The following is a 21,630-nucleotide window of genomic DNA, read 5'->3' as shown; positions in this document are numbered from 1 at the left end:
CTACACGATGGCCCGCCCGGCCGGACGCACCGCCCGAACGACCGCGTCGGCGAGCGGATCGATCTCCTCGGGAGTCACGTCGGAGATCGTGATGCGGATGCCGGCCGGCGTGTTCATCCGGAACCGGCTGCCCGGTGCCGCCGCCCAGCCCGCGCCGAGCAGCCGGGATACCGCGACCGCCTCGTCGGGAACCGGCACCCACACGTTGAGCCCCGAGCGGCCGTGAGCCGCTAGACCCCGTTCGGTCAGGGCGTCGCAGAGCCGTTGGCGACGGTCGGCGTACTGCCGCTCGGCCGCGGCGACCAGTTCCCCGGCCGCGCGGTCGGACCACAGGCCGACGGCGAGCCGCTGCAGGACGTGGCTCACCCAGCCCGGCCCGAGCCGCAACCGGCCACGGACCCGCTCGACGGTGCGGTGGTCCCCGGCAAGGACGGCTACCCGCAGGTCGGGGCCGTACGCCTTGGATACCGAGCGGACGAACGCCCAGTGCGCGGTGCAGTCGGCCAGGGTGTGCAGCGGCGCCCCGGAAATGCCCGCGCAGTGGTCGTCTTCGACCAGCAACAGATCCTCGGCCCGCCGCGCCAACAGCGGGCGCAGCGACTCGGCGCGATCCGCCGAAAGTGCGGCGCCCGTAGGGTTTTGGGCTCGACTGGTGAGCACCAGGGCCCGTGCCCCGCTGCCCAGCGCCCGGGCCAGGTCGTCGGCCAGCGGGCCGTCGTCGTCGACCCGCACCGGCTCGGCCGAAAGCCCTAGTGCGGCAAGGAGATCGAGGAGGTTGGCCCAGCCCGGATCCTCGACGGCGACGCGATCGCCCGGGCGCAGATGCGCGGTGAGCGCGCGCTCGATGCCGTCCAGCGCGCCGCTGGTCACGGCCAGCTGATCGGCGGGGATCCCGTCCGCGGCCAGCGCGCGGCGGGCGAATTCCTCGAGCGCCGGCGAGAGGGCCGGCTCGCCATAGAGCACGGGATGGCCGGCGCCGGAGCCGACCCGCGAGACGCCCGCGATGGGCAACAGGTCCGGGTGCGGGTTGCCGGTCGACAGGTCGCGCACGCCCGCGGGTACGTCGAGGCCGAGCAGCGAGCGCGGGGTGGTCGCCGGCCGATCGCGCACGCGGGTGCCGCGCCGGCCGGCGGTCTCGACGGCCCCGCGATGGCGCAGCAGGCGGTAGGCCGCGGCGGCGGTGTTCGGGTTGACGCCGAGCTGGGCGGCGAGCTCGCGCACCGGCGGGAGCGCGTCGCCGGGCCCCAGGGTGCCGGCCGAGATCGCCGCCTCGATGCTGGCGGCTATGGATTCCGCGCCGGATCCGGTTATGCTGTTTTGTACTGGCACGCAATCTATTATGTACTAGCACAAACTAGAGGGCAATCTTGTGGACACCGCATACCAGCCGACGGCACGCACCACCCCGACCCGCTACCGGGAGCGCGCTTGCTACGACCGCCGCGCCATTCACGACATCCTCGATGAGGCACTGATCTGCCATCTGGGCTACTCGAGCGCCGGCCGGACGGTGGTCTTACCCACGACGCACGCCCGGCTAGACGAAACGCTCTACCTGCACGGTTCGACGGGCGGCGGCCCGTTGCTGGCGGCCAGGGCGGCCCAGACCTCGGGGTCGGGCCTACCGGTCTGCGTCACCGTCACCCTGGTCGACGGGCTGGTGCTGGCCCGGTCGGCGATGCACCACTCGGTGAACTTCCGCTCGGCGGTCGTGGTGGGTGACGCGCGCGTCGTCGACGACCCCGCGGAGAAGTCGCGGGCGCTGAGCTGCCTGCTCGACCACATCGCGGCGGGGCGCGCCGTCGACTGCAGGGCGCCCGATGGCCGCGAGCTCGCCGCGACCGGCGTGCTCGCGCTCGACCTCGTCGAGGTGTCGGCGAAGGTGCGCAGCGGTCCCCCGGCCGACGATCCGCAGGACCTTCCGCTGCCGCACTGGGCGGGCGTGGTGCCGCTGAGCCTGACGGCCGGAACGCCGGTGCCGGCCGACGACCTGACGCCCGGCACCACTGTGCCGACGTACTTACGGGAGTACCGACGCTGAGCCGCGCGCCCGTCGGGTGTTGTCCCACCATGATCCGACGAGCATCACGGTGCCGGCCCAGGCCATGGACCCGGTTCCGCGGCCCGGCGTCTAGAGCAGCAGGTACCGGTAGGCCGGCGAGCCCGGTTTCAGGGACTCGACGTGCAACTCGGTCGCACGCATCCGGGCCAGCAGACCATCCAGATCAGCCGAGGATCCCAGCTGGATGCCGACCAGCGCCTCACCGGTCTCCCGGTTGTTGCGCTTGACGTACTCGAACAAAGTGATGTCGTCGTCCGGCCCGAGCACCGTGTCGAGGAAGCGGCGCAGCGCGCCGGGCTCCTGCGGAAAGTCGACCAGGAAGTAATGCTTGAGGCCGAGATGGACCAGCGAGCGCTCGAGCACTTCGCCGTAACGCGACACGTCGTTGTTGCCGCCCGAAATCAGGCACACCACAGTGGATCCGGGCTCGATGTCGGCGTCCAACAAACCGGTGACGGACAGCGCGCCCGCGGGCTCGGCGATGATGCCCTCGTTCTGGTAGAGGCCGAGCATCGCGGTGCACACCGCACCCTCGTCGACCGCGGTGATCGACACCATGTCGCCGGCGGCCGCCAGCGCGGCGTAGGTCAGGTCGCCCGCCCGGCGCACCGCGGCGCCATCGACGAACTGGTCGACGTGGTCCAGCGTCACCGGCTCGCCGGCGGACAGCGCGGCCATCATCGCCGCGGCACCGGCCGGCTCGACGCCCAGCACCGAGGTGTTGTCGGTGCGCTCGGCGAGGTAGGTGGTGATGCCGGCGATGCAGCCGCCGCCGCCCACCGGGACGACCACCAGGTCCGGCTCGTCGTCCAGCTGATCGAGCAGTTCGACGCCGATGGTGCCCTGGCCCGCCATGGTGCGCAGGTCGTCATAGGGCGGCACCAGGGTGGCGCCGGTGCTTTGCACGTCGGCCAGCGCCGCCTCGGCGGCGAGGTCGTAGGTGTTGCCGCCCACGATCAGGTCGATGAAGTCGCCGCCGTGGTAGCGGATCCGGTCGCGCTTCTGCATGGGCGTCTTGGCCGGCACATAGACGCGGCCGTGCACCTGCAACATCCGGCACGCGTAGGCGAAACCCTGCGCGTGGTTGCCCGCCGAGGAGCACACCACGCCCGCGGCCAGCTCCGCCTCGGACAGCTGGACCAGCAGGTTGTAGGCGCCGCGCAGCTTGTAGGAGCGCACGATCTGCAGGTCCTCGCGCTTGAGGTAGACCTGCGCGCCGGTGAGCGCCGACAACCGGTCGCTGAACTGGAGCGGGGTCGGCGTGACCACCGCGGCGATCCGCTTGGCCGCGCTGTCGATGTCAGCCGCGGATAACGGCGAGACGCTCGGGTGATGGCTCAATTCGGCGGACACTGATTAATGGTGCCACGACAGCCGACCAACTCCGGAATTCAGTCGACCGGGGTCAGCACGAACACCGGGATCTGGCGGTCGGTCTTGGTTTGATACTCGGCGTAGTCCGGCCACGCCTCGACGGCACGCTCCCACCAGGTGGCCTTCTCGTCGTCGAAGACCTCGCGGGCGTCGTAATCGCGGGTCACCGAGCCGTCCTGCAGCTCGACGCGGGGGTTCTTCTTGATGTTGTGGTACCAGACCGGGTTCTTCGGCGCCCCGCCCAGTGAGGCGACGACCGCGTACTGGCCGTCGTGTTCGACCCGCATTAGCGGCGTCTTGCGCAGTTTGCCGGTCTTGGCGCCGACCGTGGTCAGCAGGATGATCGGCTTGCCCTTCATGTCGGCGGCCTCGGCTCCCCCCGACTCGGCGTATTTGTCAGCTTGCTCGCGAGACCAATCCCATGGGCTCGGCAAGTACTCCCCTTCTAGCGGCATGGCTCAACTCTAGGCGCGCGTTTCGCGGTCCCGTCGCGGCTAGCGCTCACGGCGCCGCCCCGGTGAGGTAGTGGGCGAGCACCGGGCGCAGCCATTCGGTCAGCGTCGCGTCATCCATCGCGGCCAGTGCGGGCACCCCAACGACGTTGCGCGCCATGGCGATTCCCAGAACCTGCGATCCCACCATCGCGGTCCGCTCGGCGGCGCGGTCGGGGGTGACCGTGGCCAGGGCCGGCGCCACCTTCTCGACGAACACTTCCAGGAGGGCGTCGGCGGCGGTCCGGTTGGTGGCGGCCGCGCGCAGCAGCGGCAGAAACGACCCGGCCGGATCCCACACCCGAATGAGGAACGGCACCAGGACGTCGGCGATGCGGTCGGGGGCGATGCCGGTGAGGTCCGGGAAGGTGATTTCGAGCCGCGATACCGCGGCGAACAGGTCGGCCTTGTTGCCGAAGTAGTGCATGACGAGCGCGGGGTCGACGCCGGCCTCGGCCGCGATCGAACGGATGGTGGTGCGCTCGAAGCCGTGGGTGGAGAACAGGGTCCGCGCCGCGCTGAGGATCGTCGCGCGGGTGACTTTGCCGTCGCGGGTTTTGCCGGGCATGCCGAAATTCTAGTTCAACAACCGTTGACATGGCTAGGAACTGGGCTTACGTTGACTTCAACAGTTGTTGAATCCGTTGGTCGAGGAGGCTCCGACATGACCGTGACCGTCATCCAGATCGGGCTCGATCCCGACGTGATCGATTACTCGTCACCGGAGTTCGCGCAGTTCGCGGGCCTGTCGAGGGGGGTGCTGCGGGCCGCGAACGACGACAACGTCGCGGGCCTGCGCGCCGCCGGCTACCAGGTCGACAACTGCCTGATCGACTTCGGCGCCGCCGGCGCCGAGAAGGCCGGCGAGTGGCTGCGCGCCAAGCGCTACGACGCCGTGCTCATCGGCGCCGGGATTCGCCTGGTCGCCGGCAACACGCTGCTGTTCGAGTCGATCGTCAACACCGCGCACATCACCCAGCCCGGCTGCCGCTTCGTCTTCAACCAGGCAGCGCAATCCACCCCCGGCGACATCCGTCGCTGGTTCCCGCAACCGGAAGGAGCGGTCCGATGAGTACAACCACTGTTCGCGATATCGACGTCCTGGTGGTGGGGGCCGGCCCGACCGGCCTGACCGCCGCGGGTGACCTGGCCCGCGCCGGACGGGCGGTCACGGTGCTGGAGCGCTGGCCCGCCGAAAACCCGACCAGTCGGGCGTTCGCCGTCATGCCCCGGACGCTGGAGGTCCTCGACGCGCGCGACGCGGACGACGAGCTGCTCGCGGTCGGGCAGCGCGGCCCGGACGTGACCCTGTTCGCCAAGGCCCGCCTCGACCTGACCCGCCTCGACTCGGCCTACCCGTTCGTCCTGGTCACCCCCCAGACCAACGTCGATGCGGCACTGCGCCGCTACGCCGTGGCCGAGGGGGCCGACATCCGGCGCGGCGTCGAGGTGGTCGCGCTCGAGCAGGACGCCGCGGGCGTCACCGTCACCGCCCGCCCCAAGGGCGACGGCGATCCCGCCCACCGCCAGACGTGGCGGGCGCGGTACGCGATCGGCGCCGACGGTGCGCACAGCTCGGTCCGCACGCTGCTGGGCGTCGACTTCCCCGGCGAGACGGTGCTGACCTCGCTGATGCTGGCCGACGTCAAGCTGGCGCACGGCCCGTCGCGCGGCGGGCTGGTGGTAGGCACCACTGGCGACGTACTGGGTTTCTTGGCCCCGTACAACCGCCACGACGAGGACGGCTCGTGGTACCGGGCCCTGGTCTGGGACCGCGACCACCAGCTGCCGGACAGCGCGCCCGTCGACGACGCCGAGATCATCGACGTCCTGGCCCGCGCCATGCAAACCGACTTCGGCGTGATCGAGATCGGCTGGAAGTCGCGATTCCATTGCGACGAAAGGCAAGTCGCGCGGTACCGGCACGGCCGGGTGTTCCTGGCCGGCGACGCCGCGCACGTGCACTCACCGATGGGCGGCCAGGGCATGAACACCGGTATCCAGGATGCCGCGAACCTGGCCTGGAAGCTCGACGCGGTGCTCGGCGGCGCCGACGACGCCCTGCTGGACACCTACCAGGATGAACGCCACCCGATCGGCAAGCGGGTGCTGTTGCAGTCGGGGATGATCGCCCGGGGCGCGACGCTGCACCGGCGGCCGGCGATCTGGCTGCGTAATCTGTTGGCTCCCAACCTGCTTCGGATACCTGCGGTGCAGGACTTCGTGGTCGGCAGTTTCGCGGGCACGACGTTGCGGTACGGCCGGCGCGGGCTGGTGGGTACCCGTGCCGCCGCCATCCCCCTGGTCGACGAAAGGTTGACGCACCTGCAGCGCGGCGGCGGCTTCGTCTTCATTCGCGAATACGGCACCGCCCCGGTCGACACACCCGGGATGCCGCAGGCCGAGCGCGCCGACCGCGGGCCGGCCGTGCTGGTGCGTCCCGACGGCTACATCGCGTGGGCCGGCGCGTCGGCGCAGGCGCCGGCCCGGATCAGGAACATGGCGACCGCGGCAACTACCTTGCACGCCAGGTGATTTCGTTCTAGTCCGCGTTCTCGGGTTGGTACTGAACGAACGACCGGAGGTGACGGCGGGTCTGGTGGTCTTCGGCGCCGGGCTCGCCGTCGCTGTGCCGGCCCCGCGTGTAATCGCCTTGCCACGGCACCTTCTCGTTCCCGGCGCCGCCCGCGGCTTCCTGTTCGCGGCCCAGTGCGCCGCGGGAACCGAGGAAGTGCTCGTGCTTGCGGTGCAATTCCTCGTCGGATTCGATGGGCCGAAGTTCGGGGGCGAACTCCTCCAACTCGGCACGGCGTTGCGGCACGATCATGCAGATCGGCTCGCCGACTTCGAACCGCACCGGCATGAACTCGCGGGTGAACTTCCAGTTCATGCTGAAACTCGAGCTGGACCAATCGGTTTCGACGATCCCCTCCAGTGGGGAGATGGCGTCCTTCGGATAGTTGGCCGGCCCGCGGGCCAGGAGGTTGTAGCCCGGCGGGGTGCGAAACAGGATCGGCAGGTGCCAGGTCAAGATGCCGTAGCCGAAGTGGCTCGACGGCAGGAACTGGCCGCTTTCGCGGGTGTCGGGGGCGATCATCAGGTTGGCGCGGTCGTTGCCGCCCATCCACGTCGCGGTGAACGCGCTGCGGTTGCGCACCTCCCAGCCGCTCTGGTTGGCGATCAGCATCGGCAGACACCGGTGCGGCCACCCTTGCCGTATCTCCGACATCCACTCCCGGCCGATCGGCGCGGGGCCGATCGGGGGCGCGATCTCGTGGGTGACGTACCCGATCAGCGGGCGGGACTGCCCACCGGACTTCTCACTCATCAATCCTCGCTTCACCGGCCCTATCGAACACCGCCGACCATCACCGACGTCGCCAACGCACTATCGCGACCAAACGTTAACGGTCCGTGAACCAGGCCGCCCGCGGCGAGCGGGCGCTCAGCGCGTCCTGGCCAGCTCCGCAATGGTATTCACCCGCGCGATGGCTGTGGCGATCTCGTCGGCGAACTCACGCCGCCGGCGGGCGATCTCCGGGTCCCCGAAGCCGTCGACCAGTTCGCGATGCCGCGCCAGCCGCAGCGCGGTCTTGAACAGCTCCATCGACCGCGACTCGGCGCTGGCGATCCGGCGCTGCAACTCCCATTGCTTGCCCACCTCGAGGCACTCGGCGAGAAATTCGTTCTCGTCGAACGATTCGTCGTCGTAGTCGGCGAGCCGGTCGGCGACGATGTGGTAGGCGTCGAGGAACGGACGCAGCACCAAGTGCGCCAGCAGAACGTCGGCCTTTTCCAGCAGACCACGCACGTCGCCTGCGCTCGCCGCCTTGCTGGTGTCATCCACCCGCCCGATCAGGCGCACCTCGTCGGCGAGTTCCTTCTCGAATTGCGCGCGTGCGGAGAATAAGAACTCGAATTTGAGCAACTCGCGCAGGCGCAGCGCCTCGTCGCGCACTGCGGTCGGTTGCACCAGCCCGTCGACCGAACCCTCGGCGTCCTCTGTGGCGGCGAGCAATGCCGTCTCGGCGATCGCACGGTCGACCACGATGTGAATGGCGGCGTTGCGGTAGAACGCGGCAACCAGGTGCTGCTCCGCACCGATGCCCCAGACCGGTTCGGTGCCGGCGTCGTACACGCTGACGACCCCCGAGGCGACCAACTGGTGCAGGGTCCAGCGGATGGTCGAACGGTTCGTCAGGTCGGCCGCCCCGGCCACCTTCCAGTTGCGCGCCGCGATGTAGCTCGCCAGCGGGCGCACGGTGGCCAGCACCTCGCTGATGGACAGCGAACGGTCGGCGCCCAGCAGAGCGAGGCTCACCACCGCGGTGGGGGTGACGGGCGTGGCGCGGTTGATCCGGTGCTCGACGTCCAGCGCGATGCGTTCGATCTCGGTGCTGGCGCCGGACTCTGACGTTTTTTGCAGGGCGCGTAGCTCCTCGAGGCGCTTGCGCAGCGGCAGTGGTTCGCCGAAGTCGAGGTAGGCGCGGCCGAGCCGCTCACCCTGCTGTCGCGCCAGCCGGATCAGGAAGTGGAAGTCTTCGGGCCGCTTCGTCGCGCCGTAGGCCTCGGTGGTCATGGCCTCCACCTCGTGCAGCTGGTCGTACACGATCGACGTCGGCACCAGATACACCTCGGGGCCGTCGATTTCGTCGACGGCGTCGCTGATGTACCGCAGAATCCCGAACACCGGGGGCCGCAGTTTGCCCGTCCTGGTCCGGCCGCCCTCGATGGACCAGGTCAGGTTGGCGTGGTTTTGCACCAGCTGCGCGGCGTACGCGCGTAACACGAAGCGGTAGACGGGAATGTCCTTCGTCTGGCGCCGAATGAAGATGGTTCCGGTGCGCTTGGCCCAGGCGCCCATCGGGAAGAAGTTCAGGTTGGCGCCGCCGAAGGTGAGTGCGGGCGATAACCGGTTGGCCTGGATCACCTCGGGCAGCAGCAGCCCATCCAGATAGGAGCGATGCGAAAACGCGAACGCCAGCGTGACTTTGCGGTCCAGCTTGCGCAGCTGGGCGATCTGATCCTCGTCGGTCAGCACGTCATAGGCGCGCATCAGCCAGCAACTGAAGCTTCGCCAGGCCCTTACCGCCCGCTCGTCGAGTGAGGGCGCCATCTCGCGCAGGTAACAGGCGGCCTCGGCGCGCACGCTGTCCAGGTCGCGGCCCAGGTCATCGGCCAGCTCGCCCAGCCGCTGGTCATACCATGGCGCAGCCAGCAAATCGGCGACCTCGGCCGGGTCCGTCGAGAGCGGTGACGTCGATTCCGCGACAAGACCGCTGCGCTGCAACACCTTTCGCAGTCCGAGCCGGCCGATCTCCCGGGCCGCGCCCGCGGTTTCCCCAATCATGCCGGCTGCACCGTGGCGACTTCGGCGGGCTCGTGGACCTCCGGAACCGGTTCGGGCGCATAGAGCTGCTCGATCTCGTCGGCGTACTTCGCCATGATCGGCTTACGTTTGAGCTTCATCGTCAGCGTGATCTCGTCGCCGCCGGGTTCCCACAACGTGGGCAGGATGCGGAACCGTTTGATCTGTTCCACCCGGGAGAGTTTGTCGTTGCCCGCGGCCACCCCGGCCGCGATCTGCGCGACGACCTCGGGGTCGGCCGCCAGCGCGGCGGGCGAGGCGTCGGGCAGGCCGTGCTGGGCCGCATACGGGCCGACCGAGTCGGCGTCGAAGACCAGCAGTGCGGTGTTGTACGGCCGTCCGTCGCCGATGGTGATCATCACCCCGACCATGGGACAGGAGGCCAGGATGGCATTCTCAATGTTGGCCGGGGACATGTTCTTTCCGGCCGCATTGATGATCAGCTCCTTCTTGCGGTCCACCACGCGCAGGTAGCCTTCGGCATCCGCCTCCAGGATGTCGCCGGTGTGCAGCCAGCCGTCCGCGTCGATCGCCTCGGCGGTCTTCGCCGGCTCCTTGCGGTAGCCTCGCATCACCAGCGGACCGCGCACCAAGAACTCGCCGTCGTCGGCGATCCGGCCCTCGAGTCCGGGCAGTAGTCGGCCGACCGATCCCAGCCGGGCCTCACGCGGATGACTCACGGCCGCAACGCAACTCAGCTCCGACATGCCCCACACCTCGGCGATCGGAATCCCGATGCCGGCGAAGAAGGCCAACGTCTCCTTGGGGATCGGCGCCGCGCCCGAGACCGCCCAGCGCAGTTCGCCGAAGCCGAGCCGCTCGCGCAGCCTTGACAGCACCAGCTCGTCGGCCTGCGCCCATTCGGCGGCCAGCTCGTCCGGCATCCCGCCGCCGGTCACCAGCGCGTCGGCGCGCTTGGCGGCCACCGCCATCGCCCACTGCAACGCCTGGCGCTTGGCCTCGTCGGCTTCGTTGGCGACGGTGAATTCGATTCCCGCCTTGAGCTTTTCCCAGACCCGCGGCACCGCGGCCCACACCGTGGGCCGCACGTCGGGCAGTGCGGCGGCGATGGCGCGCGGATCGTCGACGACGGTGACCTGCGCGCCGAACACCTCCAGGGCATAGAGGCCCATCACGCGGTCGGCCATGTGCGCCGTCGGCAGATACGAGGTGACCCGGTCACCGAATCTCGAAGGGAGCACGCTGTTGAGGGCCTGGGACTCGAACAGCAGGTTGGCATGGGTCATCTCCACACCCTTGGGGTTTCCGGTGGTTCCCGAGGTGTAGACGAGCGTGGCGATGTCGTCGGGTTGTACCGCGCGCCAGGTCGATTCGAAGTCGAAGCCGTCTTCGGCCGCCGCGTACAGCTGCTCGACCGACAGGGTGCCCGGCGGTGCGCCGTCGATGCAGACGATGTGCTCGATCGGCACCCCGCTGGCGCGGATCCGGTCCACGTACTGCTCCTCGCAGATCGCGACCTTGGTGCCCGCGTTGCCGAACAGGTAGGTCAGCTGCTCGGCGGGCAGCGTGTTGTACACCGAAAACGATGTCGCCCCAAGGTGTTGCGCACCGATTTCGAGCGGATAGAACTCGATCCGGTTGGCCATCATCAGCGAGACGGCGTCGCCGCGCCGTACCCCCAGCCCGGAAAGACCGGCGGCGACCTTGCGTACCTGTTCCGCGCACTCGCGCCACGTCATCGTCTGGGTTGCGCCGGGTGTGCGCAGCACGACGGCGTCGGGGTCGATCGCCGCGTTGCGCTGAAATGCCTCGCACAAGGTGGCCGGATCCTGGGCTGTCGTCATTCCCGTCCTCCTCGGCGCCGCACCAGCACTGCCCCCGTGAGCCTACGTCCGAGCACCGGGGCGGGGAACAGATCGCGTGACTTCACCGGTTCACGCCTCGGGGCGCCAGAGCTGCACCGTGCGAGAAGTTCCGCACGGCGATGGGGTGCTGCTCGGTCATGTGGGCTCCGTGCCGGCGTGGGGTGGGTGAATGCCGCAGGTGCAGGCGTCAATTGAGGGGCAGGTGCAGCGCATCCCCCACTCGATGACGGCGCGGGCGCGGGCCAGCGAGTCCATCTGGGCGTCGATTTCGGCGAGTTTGGCCTCGGCCAGCGCCCGGCTGGCCGGCCGCCCGGGGGCGTCGTCGGCGAACAGCAGCTGGATCTCGTCCAGCGAGAACCCGGCGGCCTTGCACAGCGCGATCACCTCGAGGCGGGCCAGAATCGAGGCGTCGTAGCGGCGCTGTCCGCCCAGCCGCGCCGGCTGCGGCACCAGGCCGATCTGCTCGTAGTAGCGCAACGCCGTCGCGGCCACCCCGGCCTGGCGCGCCACCTCCCCGATCGTCAGGCTCGGCGCCATCGCGGCCTCCCGGGAATTCAATGCTTGACTTCGAGTCAACCCTAAGTCCTTGACTGTGGTCATGACCATCCCCCGAGAACTCAGCGAATCTCGTTACGCCCTGTTGCGCTCGTTTCGCCGCGACGGCAGCCCCGTCGACACCCCGATCTGGTTCGCCTTCGACGACGGCGGCTTGCTGTTCCGCACCAAGGTGGGCCCGAAGACCCGGCGGCTGGCCGCGCGCCGCGAGGTCGAACTCGCGGCCTGCGACTACCGGGGCCGCCCGCGTCCGGACGCGGCGACGGTAGCCGGGCGCGCCACGGTGCTCTGCGGCGCCGACGCGGAACGTGCCAACCGCGTGCTGCACCGGCGCTACGGCTGGCAATGGAACATCGTGCCGCTGATCAAGGTTCCCGGCGTGACCAACGTGCACCAAGACCTGTCCGCCCGAGAGAAGCTGCGGCGCGCCCGCGACCGCGGGGTGTGGCCGGACAGCGTGATCGTGCGGGTGGAACTGCCATGACGCACGCGCCGGTGGCCGCCCCGGTCCGCTCCCCCGGCATCCGCCAATGTTGCAGCGCCGCAGCGGGACTGGCGCTCGGCATGGTGCGCCCGCGGCGGCCCGACGAGCGGTTCATCCGCAGCGTCGCCGACGCCGGGCTGCCGACGCCCGGCCGCACGGTGACGGTGACCGCGCTGCCCCAGGTGCCCCGCTCGGTGCCGACCGCGGCCATCGTCGAGGGCGCCTTCACTCCGGCCCGCATCGAGAACTCGCTGACGTCGTTCGTCGTCGGTCACCCGCAGGCCACCTTCATCGTCGACCCCGCCGTGTGCGTCGACGTCGAGCGGCGAGCGATCGCCCAGCTGCCCGCGGTGCTGCGGGTGGCGGTCCGTCCGCCGGCCGGCACGATCCCCACCCGCACCGCACTGAACCGGTTGCCCGACGCGCCGCGCCTGGATTTCGCGCTGCCCACCCACGCGCACTGGGACCACGTCTCGGGGCTACTGGACCTGCCCGGGTTGCCCGTGCACCTGCACCGCACCGAACACGGCTGGATCGGCGCCGGGCCCGTCGCGCCCGTCGGCGGCGTGCGGGATTCGTTGCGCGACCGGGTCGTTGTCCAGTACGAGCTGGACGGGCCGCCGGTGCTCACCTTCACCCGAAGCCACGACCTCTTCGGGGACCAGTCCGTGCTGCTGGTGGACCTGGCCGGCCACACCCCGGGCAGCGTCGGGGTGCTCGCCCATACCGCGCGGGGCTGGATCCTCATCGCCGGCGACGCCGCGTGGCATTATTTGCAGATCGAGATGGTCCGCCAAAAGTCAAGCTACCCAGGCAATTTGGTGGACGAGGACCGCGAGCAGACCTTCAAGACCCTGCACCGCCTGCACCTGGCGCGGCACTCGGTCACGATCGTCCCGACCCACGACCACCAGGCCGTGCTGGGACTGAGCGCCTAGCCGCCCAGGCAGCCGGGGCCGAGCAACGCCTTGAGATCCCCCATCAGCGCCGGCGACGGCGTAACCCGCAGGGAGGCATCCAGTTCCAGCGTGGTGATCCGGTCACCGCTGATCAGGCGCAGGTGCACCTGCGCCGTCCCGGGGTGACGGGCCAGCACCTGCTTGAGCGCGGTGACCTTATCGATAGTGCACTGCCGCGTCGGCAGGCTGACCGCTAGCGGACGATTCGGCTGCGCGTTGGAGAAGTCGGGCACCACAAGCTCGTTGGCGATCAGCGCGACCCGGTCGTCGCGCAGCGACACCTTGGCCTTGATCAGCACCACGACGTCGTCGGCGATGTCGGCCCCGTACACCGAGTAGGCCTGCGGGAAGAACATCACCTCGATGCCACCGGTAAGGTCTTCCAATTGGGCGGAGGCCCAAGGCATTCCGTTCTTGTTGACCCGCCGGTTGACCGAGGCGAGGATGCCGCCCACCCGCACCTGGGTGTCGTTGGGCACATCGCCGTCGAGGATGGCCGGGATCTGGGTGTCGACCTGGGCGGTCAGCAGGTGCGCCACCTGGTTGAGCGGATGCCCGGACACGTAGAGGCCCAGCATTTCTCGCTCCAGGGCGAGCTTGTGCTTGTCCTCCCACTCGTCGTCGGGCACCTTGATGTTGAACACCGATTCGGTGCAACCGTCATCGCCGCCGAACAGGTCGAACTGGCCCATTGCCTCGGCCTTCTTGGTGCCCAGCACCGAGTCGACCGCGTCGGTGTGCACCAGGAACAGGCCCTTGCGGGCATGGCCCAGCGAGTCGAAGGCGCCCGCCTTGATCAGCGATTCGGTGACCTTCTTGTTGCAGGCCGCGACGTCGATCTTGTTGAGGTAGTCCGAGAAGTCGGTGAACTTGCCCTTGCCGTTGCGGGTGCCGATCAGCGAGCCGACCACGTTGGCGCCGACGTTGCGCACCGCGCCCAGCCCGAAGCGGATGTCTTGGCCCACCGAGGCGAAGTTCACCAGGGACTCGTTGACGTCCGGCGGCAGCACCGTGATGCCGAGCTTGCGGCAGTCGGCCAGGTAGACCGCGGCCTTGTCCTTGTCGTCGCCGACCGAGGTCAGCAGGCCTGCCATGTACTCGGCCGGGTAGTTGGCCTTCAGGTAGGCCGTCCAGTAGGAGACCAGGCCGTATCCGGCCGCGTGCGACTTGTTGAACGCGTACCCCGCGAACGGAAGAATGGTGTCCCACAACGCTTTCACCGCTTTTTCGGAGAAGCCGTTGGCGGTCATGCCTTCGTAGAAGCCCTTGTACTCGGCCTCGAGCACCTCGAGCTTCTTTTTACCCATCGCCTTACGCAGCGCGTCGGCTTTGCCCATCGTGTAGGAGGCGACCTTCTGGGCGATGAACATGATCTGCTCTTGGTAGACGATCAGGCCGTGCGTCTCGGCCAGTATCTCGCGCAGCGGCTCCTCGAGCTCCGGGTGGATCGGCTTGACCGCCTGACGACCGTTCTTGCGGTCGGCGTAGTCGTTGTGGGCGTTCATGCCCATCGGGCCCGGGCGGTACAGCGCCAGCACCGCGACGATGTCGTTGAACTCGGTGGGCTGCATGCGGCGCAACAGGTCTCGCATCGGGCCGCCGTCGAGCTGGAACACGCCCAGGGTGTCGCCGCGGCCGAGCAGCTCGTAGGTGGGCTTGTCGTCCAGCGGCACCGATTCCAGGTCGAGGTCAATTCCCCTGTTGCTCTTGATGTTTTCCAGGGCGTCGCCGATGATCGTCAGGTTCCGCAGGCCCAGGAAGTCCATCTTCAGCAGGCCGATGGCCTCACACGACGGGTAGTCCCAGCCGGTGATGATGGCGCCGTCTTGGGGTCGCTTCCACAGCGGGATGGCCTCGGTCAGCGGCTCGCTGCTCATGATCACCGCGCACGCGTGCACGCCCGCGTTGCGGATCAGGCCCTCCAGGCCGCGCGCGGTCTGGTAGATGGTGCGCACGTCCGGGTCGGTTTCGATCAGGCCGCGGACCTCGGCGGCCTCCTTGTAGCGCTCATGGCCCGGGTCGGTGATGCCCGACAGCGGGATGTCCTTGGCCATGATCGGCGGCGGCAGCGCCTTGGTGATCCGGTCGGCGATCGCGAACCCGGGCTGGCCGTAGTGGATGCGCGCCGAATCCTTCAGCGCCGCTTTGGTTTTAATGGTGCCGAAGGTGATCACCTGGGCGACCCGGTCGGAGCCCCACTTCTCGGCGGCGTAGCGCACCATCTCGCCGCGACGACGGTCGTCGAAGTCGATATCGATGTCGGGCGCCGACGGACGTTCCGGGTTGAGGAAGCGCTCGAACAGCAGACCGTGCGGGATCGGGTCGATGTTGGTGATGCCCAGCGCGTATGCCACCAGCGAGCCCGCCGCCGAGCCACGTCCCGGACCCACCCGGATGTCGACCGACCGCGCATAGTTGATCAGGTCGGCGACGATCAGGAAGTAGGAGGGAAAACCCTTGTCGCAGATGACCTTGATCTCGTACTCGGCCCGGTCGATGTAGTCCTGCCCGACGCCGGACGGGAAACGGCGCTGCAGCCCGGCCAGCACCTCGTGGTGCAGCCAGCTCGCCTGGTCGTGTCCCTCGGGCACCGGGAAGATCGGCATCCGGTCGCGCGGCGCCCACACCTCGTCGTAGGACTGCACCCGCTCGGCGATCAGCAGGGTGGAGTCGCAGGCGCCGGGAACCTCGGCGTCCCAGATCTGGCGCATGTCGGCGGCGGACTTCAGGTAGTAGCCGTCGCCGTCGAACTTGAACCGGTTGGGGTCCGACAGGGTCTTGCCGGTCTGCACGCACAGCAGCGCCTCGTGGTTGTGGGCGGCGTCGCGGGTGACGTAGTGGCAGTCGTTGGTGGCCAGCGGCGGGATGCCCAGCTTGCGGCCGATCTCCAGCAGCCCTTCGCGGACCCGGGTCTCGATGGACAGCCCGTGGTCCATCAGCTCCAGGAAGTAGTTGTCGGCGCCGAAGATCTCGCGCCACTTGGCGGCCGACTCCAGCGCCTCGCGCTCGTGCCCCAGCCGCAGGCGGGTCTGCACCTCCCCCGACGGGCAGCCGGTGGTGGCGATGATGCCCTCGGCGTGTTCGGCGATGATCTCGGCGTCCATCCGCGACCACTTGCCGAGCTGGCCCTCGAACGACGCCAGCGAGGAGAGCTTGAACAGGTTGCGCAGGCCGGTGGCGTTCTCGGCCACCATGGTCATGTGCGTGTAGGAGCCGCTGCCCGACACGTCGTCGGACTTCTGCCCCGGGTCACCCCACAGGATCCGCCGGGTGTCGAAGCGCGAGGCCGGGGCGATATAAGCCTCGACGCCGATGATCGGCTTGATCCCGGCCTTGGTCGCCGCGTTGTAGAACTCGCTGGCGCCGAACATGTTTCCGTGGTCGGTCATCCCGACCGCGGGCATTTGCAGCCGGTCCACCTCGGCCAGCATCGGCGCGATCTTCGCGGCACCGTCCAACATCGAATACTCGGTGTGGTTATGCAGGTGCACGAAGGACGAGTGGTTCATAGGGACGCCAGTCTATGACCGCGGGCCGACACCAGTTGGGCGTGTCGCGGCGTGTGTCTTGACGGGTTTATCCGTAGAGCTCGACGAAGTTCTTCAGCGACTTCTGGACGTCGCCTTTGACGGCGCGCGCCGCCGCCGAACCCACCGGGCCGAACAGCGGCCGTCCGCCCAGTTCCAAACGCAGCCCCAGCGTCGATCCCTCGCCGGCGGGCCGCACGGTGAGCGTCACGGCGTACTTGGCCCCACCCTTGCCGGACCCCGACATCGCCATCTCGTGCGGCGGGTCCCACGTGGTGACCGTCCACGTCACCCGGTTGCGCAGGCCCTTGGCCCGCGCCACGCCGACGATCTGGGTGCCCTCGGCGATCTCGTCGGGCAGCTCGCCGCGCCATCCCTCGTGCATGACCAGCCAGTCGCCCAGGTCCGACAGGTCGGAGACGTGATCCCACATGTCCTGCGGGGTCATCGGGACGTCGGCGGTCAGGTCCACAGCAGCCACCGCCTGAGCCTAGCCCGACGCTCGCTCGCCTTGAGTGTGCGTTCAGGGCTTTGCGTGTGTGCTCACGGCGACGACACGCCGAGCCAAGCCCGCCGTAGCCGCACAATCAAAGCCGTCGCCGCACAGCGCAGCCCCGGATGCACACTGGCCGAGCCGACGCTCGGCAACCTCAGTTCTTGGGCCCGCCGCGGAATCGGTTGCCGATCCGGATGCCCGGTAACAGCAGGCTGCGCGGCGCGAACCGGCCTCCGGTGCTGACCACCTTGGGCACCACGCCGGGCACGACCGTGCGCCGGCCGGCCAGCATGCCGCCGATGGCCGCCTCGGCCACGTCGCGGGGCGACACCTGCGCGATGGGAATGCTGAACCGCTCGGCGTTGGCGATCTCGGCCCACTCGGTCGGCACCGGCCCCGGGCACAGGCAGGTGACCGACACGCCCGTGCCGTGCAGCTCCTCGTGCACCGCTTCGGAGAACGTCTGTACGAAGGCCTTGGTGGCCGAGTACACCGCCATGTACGGAACGGGCTGGAACCCGGCGATCGAGGCGATGTTCATCACCGCGCCGGCGCCGCGCTCGACCATGCCGGGCAGCGTCGCATGGGTGAGTTCCATCAACGCCAGCGCGTTGAGGGTGACCTCTTCGCTCTCGCGTTCCACCGGCAGCTCGTGGAATACCCCGCTGGTGCCGAAACCGGCACTGTTGCACAGGCCGGCGATCGGCTCGCTGCGCAGCCGGCTCGCCAGCTTGGCGCGGGACTTGCCGTCGCTGAGGTCCAGCGGCAGCACCTCGACGCCCACCGAGTACTCCTGGCCCACCTCGTTGGCCAACTCGTCGAGGCGCTCGCGGCGCCGCGCGACCAGCAGCAGCGGGAATCCGCGGCGGGCCAACCCGCGGGCCAGCTCGGCGCCGATACCGGACGAGGCGCCGGTGATGACAACGGTGGTCTGAATGTCAGGTTTTGGCAGGCTCATCGTGTCACCAATGTATCCCTCGGGTCGCGCGTACGAAGTTCTCACTGCGTTTATCGAATTTCGTTGTATCGGTTGATGATTCATCACCCTTGGCCGCGTCGGAATCGCCGAACATGGCGAACGCCCGGTTGCGCACCCGGTCCATCACCGCCGGGTTGACCGCGTCGGCGACGGCGGCGAACTGCCCGAAGGGCGAGCTGGCCCGCCGCGGCCGGTGCACGATCGCGTCGGTGATCACCCCGGCCGCCTGATCGGGCGTCAGCGCCGGGAACTTGTCGTAGAGCGTGGTCGGGCTGATCATCGGCGTGCGCACCAGCGCCATGTGCACCGTGGTGAACCGCACGTCGTCGTTCACCGTCTCGGCCTGCAGCGCGTCGCACAGGCTGTCCAGCGCGGCCTTGCTGGCGATGTAGGCGCCGAAGCGCGGCGCGCGGGTCTGCACGCCGACCGAGGAGACGTTGAGCACGTGCCCGTATCCGCGCTCCCGCATCCCGGGGATGAACTTGAGGATCAGCTGGACCGCGCCGAGATAGTTCAGCTGCATCGTGCGCTGATAGTCGTGGATCCGGTCGTAGGACAGCTCGAGCGAGCGCCGAATCGAGCGCCCCGCGTTGTTGATCAGGATGTCGACGCCGCCGAGATCGTCGAGCACCTGATCGGCCATCGCGGCGATGGCGTCCATGTCGGACAGGTCGCACGGGTAGACGTGGGCGGTCCCGCCGTCGCCGCGGATCTCGTCGGCGACCTTCTCCAGGTTCTCCCGGGTGCGCGCCACCAGCGCCACCGTGCCGCCGGCCTCGGCGATCTTTTTCGCGGCGGCCTCGCCGATGCCCGAGGATCCCCCGGTGATCAGTGCAATCCTGCCCTCGACGGCCTCCTCGAGCGTGCGGCCCTGCACGGCGTCCAGCAGATTCCTCAGATAGAACGGCCGGTACCGCCCGGCCGAGTTCGGGGTGTTGACAATGTGGGACACCGCGGCCAGTGGCTTTTCCACCAGGTTCCCGATCGAGTTCTCCACCAAGTTCGTTAAGTCACCAAGATTCATCGGCCTTCGCTCCTGATGATGTGAGCCCCCCGGCCGCACCTGGCCTGCCCGTTGACCACGACCGCCTTGCGGGGCTGCGCGAGTGATGTGACGTGCATCATTAAGCCAACCTAGGACATCAGTGGCTCACCCCGACGCAGATTGCGGTCATGTAACGCGACGCGCGTTCTCACGGTTCGCCGGCAACGGTCGCCAGCTGTGGGCAATCCGCTTGTTACACAGGGCAATCCGGGTGTGATCGCGCACTAACTGACGAGCAACGCCGCAATGTTCCAATCGTGCTTATGAGAATTCTGGCGCGCTTCCGCAGGTCCGCACCGGCATCCATCTACGACCGGATCGGTGGGCACGAGGCGATCGAAGTCGTGGTCGAGGACTTCTACGTTCGCGTGCTCGCCGACGAGGAACTGTCCGGCTTCTTCACCGGCACGAACATGAACCGCCTCAAGGGCAAACAGGTGGAGTTCTTCGCCGCCGCCCTGGGCGGCCCGGAGCCCTACACCGGCGCCCCGATGAAGCAGGTGCACCAGGGCCGCGGGATCACGATGCACCACTTCGGTTTGGTGGCGGGGCATTTGGCCGATGCGCTGGCCGCCGCCGGGGTGCCGTCGGAGACGGTCAGCGAGATCCTCGGCGCGATAGCGCCGCTGGCCCCCGAGATCGCTACGGGCGACGCCGGCAAGGTCAGAATCTGACGGTTTGAGGCGGGCCGCGCGCCGAAAGGCGGGTCGCGCGCCGAGATTGCCGTGCGGGCTGCGATTGCGGCTCCAAGCACGACCACGGTGGCAATCTCGGCATGTCGCGGGCCGGGTTCGCCGCCTAGCATGCCTGACATGCGGCGCACATTTGACGACCTGATCGCCGAGGCGGACGCCGCCCCGGTTGAGGGCTGGGATTTTTCGTGGCTGGACGGCCGGGCCACCGAGACACGCCCGTCGTGGGGGTATCAGCGGCTGCTGCGGGCCCGGTTGGCGACGGTGTCGGCCGCGCTGGACATTCACACCGGCGGCGGGGAGGTGTTGTCCGGCGCGGCACCGTTCCCGCCGACCATGGCGGCCATCGAGACGTGGCCGCCGAACGCGGCGCTGGCCACCCAGCGCCTGCACGCGCTCGGCGTGGTGGTCGTCGCGACCCGTGACGAGCCGCCGCTGCCATTCGCCGACGACGCGTTCGACCTGGTGACCACGCGTCACCCGATCTCGGTCTGGTGGAGCGAGATCGTTCGGGTGCTCCGGCCGGGTGGCACCTACTTCGCGCAGCACATCGGCCCGGCCACCATGAGCGAACTGGTCGAGTACTTCATCGGGCCGCAGCCCGAGAAATGGGCCGAGTTCCATCCGGACACCGTGCGCGCACGGGCCGAGGCCGCCGGGCTCGAGATCGTCGATATGCGGATGGAGCGGATGCGCGCCGAATTCTTCGACGTCGGAGCCGTCGTGTACTTCCTGCGCAAGGTGATCTGGACGGTGCCCGACTTCAGCGTGCAGCGCTACCGCGAGCGGCTGGCCGAACTGCACGAGCGCATCGAGGCCCAAGGGCCGTTCGTGACTTACCCGACGCGGGTGCTCGTCGAGGCCCGCAAGCCCGCCTGAGTCAGCCCTCGTCGCGCAGCACGTCCAGCGCGTGTTGCAGGTCGGGCGGGTAGGGGCTGACGATCTCGATCCGCCTGCCGTCGGCCGGATGGGCGAAGGACAGCGAGCGGGCGTGCAGCCATTGACGTTCCAGCCCAAGCTTTTTCGCGAGCTTGGGGTCGGCGCCGTAGACGAGATCACCGCAGCACGGATGGTGCAGCGCGGAGAAATGCACCCGGATCTGGTGGGTCCGGCCGGTTTCCAGGTGCACGTCGAGCAGGCTGGCGGCCACGAAGGCCTCCACGGTGTCGTAGTGGGTGAGGCTGTGCCGGCCGTCCTTGGTGACCGCGAACTTCCACTCGCCGCCGCGGTGACGCCCGATCGGTGCGTCGATGGTCCCGCTGGACGGGTCCGGATGTCCTTGCACCAGCGCGTGATAGCGCTTGTCGACGGTGCGCTGTTTGAACGCCCGCTTGAGCACGGTGTAGGCGCGCTCGGACAGCGCCACCACCATCACCCCGGACGTGCCGACGTCGAGGCGGTGCACGATGCCCTGCCGCTCGGGCACCCCCGAGGTGGTGATCCGGTAGCCGGCGGCGGCCAGGCCGCCGAGCACCGTGGGCCCGCTCCAGCCGACCGACGCGTGCGCCGCCACCGCCGCCGGCTTGTCGACCGCGACGATGTCGTCGTCCGAGTACAGGATCGTCATGCCCTCGATGTCGACCGGCGTATTCTGCAGCGGCGCGGGCGCCTCGGGCAGCCGCACCTGCAGCCAGGCGCCGCCGGTCAGCCGGTCGGACTTGCCGGCCCGGACGCCGTCGAGTTCGACGCCGCCGTCCTCGGCGAGCGCCGCCGCCGCGCTGCGCGACAGGCCCAGCAGGCGGGCCAGCCCGGCGTCGACACGCATGCCCGCC

20 protein-coding genes are annotated in these 21,630 nt (G+C 69.1%); 7 read left to right on the top strand and 13 right to left on the bottom strand.

Features of this window, described 5'->3' with window-relative positions:
- Positions 1-1,329, bottom strand: coding sequence for an aminotransferase class I/II-fold pyridoxal phosphate-dependent enzyme (locus tag ACYQ8K_RS09160; protein WP_459968210.1), 1,329 nt, complete (start codon positions 1,327-1,329; stop codon positions 1-3).
- A gap of 40 nt (positions 1,330-1,369) precedes the next feature.
- Between ACYQ8K_RS09160 and ACYQ8K_RS09155 the strand changes: the two genes are divergently transcribed.
- Complete coding sequence (locus tag ACYQ8K_RS09155; protein WP_459968208.1) at positions 1,370-2,041, top strand: pyridoxamine 5'-phosphate oxidase family protein; 672 nt, start codon at positions 1,370-1,372, stop codon at positions 2,039-2,041.
- Positions 2,042-2,131: 90 nt separating this feature from the next.
- Here ACYQ8K_RS09155 and ilvA read toward each other — a convergent pair whose 3' ends face one another.
- The 3 genes from ilvA to ACYQ8K_RS09140 are packed head-to-tail and all read right to left on the bottom strand — an operon-like array spanning position 2,132 to position 4,495.
- Positions 2,132-3,415, bottom strand: coding sequence for a threonine ammonia-lyase (gene ilvA / locus ACYQ8K_RS09150; protein WP_459968206.1), 1,284 nt, complete (start codon positions 3,413-3,415; stop codon positions 2,132-2,134).
- Positions 3,416-3,453: 38 nt separating this feature from the next.
- On the bottom strand, positions 3,454-3,891 hold the full coding sequence (locus ACYQ8K_RS09145; RefSeq protein ID WP_459968205.1) for a nitroreductase family deazaflavin-dependent oxidoreductase: 438 nt from the start codon (positions 3,889-3,891) through the stop codon (positions 3,454-3,456).
- 46 nt (positions 3,892-3,937) lie between these two features.
- Positions 3,938-4,495, bottom strand: a complete 558-nt coding sequence (locus ACYQ8K_RS09140) for a TetR/AcrR family transcriptional regulator (RefSeq protein ID WP_459968203.1) — start codon at positions 4,493-4,495, stop codon at positions 3,938-3,940.
- Positions 4,496-4,591: 96 nt separating this feature from the next.
- Here ACYQ8K_RS09140 and ACYQ8K_RS09135 point away from each other — a divergent pair, with 96 nt between their 5' ends.
- Both ACYQ8K_RS09135 and ACYQ8K_RS09130 read left to right on the top strand, forming a co-directional pair.
- On the top strand, positions 4,592-4,999 hold the full coding sequence (locus ACYQ8K_RS09135) for a hypothetical protein (RefSeq protein ID WP_459968201.1): 408 nt from the start codon (positions 4,592-4,594) through the stop codon (positions 4,997-4,999).
- Positions 4,996-6,462: an FAD-dependent oxidoreductase gene (locus tag ACYQ8K_RS09130; protein ID WP_459968199.1), complete on the top strand. Its 1,467-nt coding sequence runs from the start codon at positions 4,996-4,998 to the stop codon at positions 6,460-6,462. The genes ACYQ8K_RS09135 and ACYQ8K_RS09130 overlap by 4 nt, the downstream gene beginning before the upstream one ends.
- Positions 6,463-6,469: 7 nt before the next feature.
- Here ACYQ8K_RS09130 and ACYQ8K_RS09125 read toward each other — a convergent pair whose 3' ends face one another.
- From ACYQ8K_RS09125 to ACYQ8K_RS09110, 4 genes are all read right to left on the bottom strand, one after another.
- Positions 6,470-7,255, bottom strand: a complete 786-nt coding sequence (locus ACYQ8K_RS09125) for a DUF6065 family protein (RefSeq protein WP_459968197.1) — start codon at positions 7,253-7,255, stop codon at positions 6,470-6,472.
- Between the two features lie 117 nt (positions 7,256-7,372).
- Positions 7,373-9,277 (bottom strand): lysophospholipid acyltransferase, encoded by a 1,905-nt coding sequence (locus tag ACYQ8K_RS09120; protein ID WP_459968195.1) that lies wholly within the window; start codon positions 9,275-9,277, stop codon positions 7,373-7,375.
- Positions 9,274-11,100 (bottom strand): fatty acid--CoA ligase FadD11, encoded by a 1,827-nt coding sequence (gene fadD11, locus ACYQ8K_RS09115; protein WP_459968193.1) that lies wholly within the window; start codon positions 11,098-11,100, stop codon positions 9,274-9,276. Before fadD11 ends, ACYQ8K_RS09120 begins: the two co-directional genes overlap by 4 nt.
- Positions 11,101-11,256: 156 nt before the next feature.
- The gene (locus tag ACYQ8K_RS09110; RefSeq protein WP_459968344.1) at positions 11,257-11,658 is read right to left on the bottom strand and encodes a helix-turn-helix domain-containing protein; all 402 of its coding nucleotides are present in this window, start codon (positions 11,656-11,658) and stop codon (positions 11,257-11,259) included.
- Positions 11,659-11,719: 61 nt separating this feature from the next.
- On the opposite strand from ACYQ8K_RS09110, the gene ACYQ8K_RS09105 reads away from it, so the two are divergent.
- Both ACYQ8K_RS09105 and ACYQ8K_RS09100 read left to right on the top strand, forming a co-directional pair.
- Positions 11,720-12,160: a PPOX class F420-dependent oxidoreductase gene (locus ACYQ8K_RS09105; protein ID WP_459968191.1), complete on the top strand. Its 441-nt coding sequence runs from the start codon at positions 11,720-11,722 to the stop codon at positions 12,158-12,160.
- A complete protein-coding gene (locus tag ACYQ8K_RS09100; RefSeq protein ID WP_459968189.1) occupies positions 12,157-13,098 on the top strand; it encodes an MBL fold metallo-hydrolase in 942 nt (313 codons plus the stop codon). Before ACYQ8K_RS09105 ends, ACYQ8K_RS09100 begins: the two co-directional genes overlap by 4 nt.
- On the opposite strand, the gene dnaE is transcribed toward ACYQ8K_RS09100, so the two are convergent.
- The 4 genes from dnaE to ACYQ8K_RS09080 all read right to left on the bottom strand — a co-directional run bounded on the left by dnaE (position 13,095) and on the right by ACYQ8K_RS09080 (position 19,145).
- Complete coding sequence (gene dnaE / locus ACYQ8K_RS09095; RefSeq protein ID WP_459968187.1) at positions 13,095-16,628, bottom strand: DNA polymerase III subunit alpha; 3,534 nt, start codon at positions 16,626-16,628, stop codon at positions 13,095-13,097. The two genes, ACYQ8K_RS09100 and dnaE, sit on opposite strands and share 4 nt — an antisense overlap.
- A 67-nt stretch (positions 16,629-16,695) precedes the next feature.
- Positions 16,696-17,127, bottom strand: a complete 432-nt coding sequence (locus ACYQ8K_RS09090) for a type II toxin-antitoxin system Rv0910 family toxin (protein WP_459968186.1) — start codon at positions 17,125-17,127, stop codon at positions 16,696-16,698.
- 169 nt (positions 17,128-17,296) lie between these two features.
- Positions 17,297-18,100 (bottom strand): SDR family NAD(P)-dependent oxidoreductase, encoded by an 804-nt coding sequence (locus ACYQ8K_RS09085; protein WP_459968184.1) that lies wholly within the window; start codon positions 18,098-18,100, stop codon positions 17,297-17,299.
- 4 nt (positions 18,101-18,104) lie between these two features.
- On the bottom strand, positions 18,105-19,145 hold the full coding sequence (locus ACYQ8K_RS09080) for an SDR family NAD(P)-dependent oxidoreductase (RefSeq protein ID WP_459968183.1): 1,041 nt from the start codon (positions 19,143-19,145) through the stop codon (positions 18,105-18,107).
- A gap of 284 nt (positions 19,146-19,429) precedes the next feature.
- Between ACYQ8K_RS09080 and ACYQ8K_RS09075 the strand changes: the two genes are divergently transcribed.
- Together ACYQ8K_RS09075 and ACYQ8K_RS09070 are read left to right on the top strand one after the other, a co-directional pair.
- Positions 19,430-19,840 carry a group I truncated hemoglobin gene (locus tag ACYQ8K_RS09075; protein ID WP_459968181.1) on the top strand — a complete coding sequence of 137 codons (411 nt, stop codon included), beginning with the start codon at positions 19,430-19,432 and terminating at the stop codon, positions 19,838-19,840.
- A gap of 138 nt (positions 19,841-19,978) precedes the next feature.
- Complete coding sequence (locus ACYQ8K_RS09070; protein WP_459968179.1) at positions 19,979-20,737, top strand: class I SAM-dependent methyltransferase; 759 nt, start codon at positions 19,979-19,981, stop codon at positions 20,735-20,737.
- A gap of 1 nt (position 20,738) precedes the next feature.
- Here ACYQ8K_RS09070 and ACYQ8K_RS09065 read toward each other — a convergent pair.
- Positions 20,739-21,630 (bottom strand): RluA family pseudouridine synthase (locus tag ACYQ8K_RS09065; RefSeq protein ID WP_459968177.1); only part of this gene is annotated, 892 nt, incomplete at its 5' end.

Source organism: Mycobacterium sp. MUNTM1 (assembly GCF_054660795.1).
The sequence above is the reverse complement of the archived record's forward strand: the minus strand, read 5'-3'. Positions and strand labels throughout refer to the sequence as shown.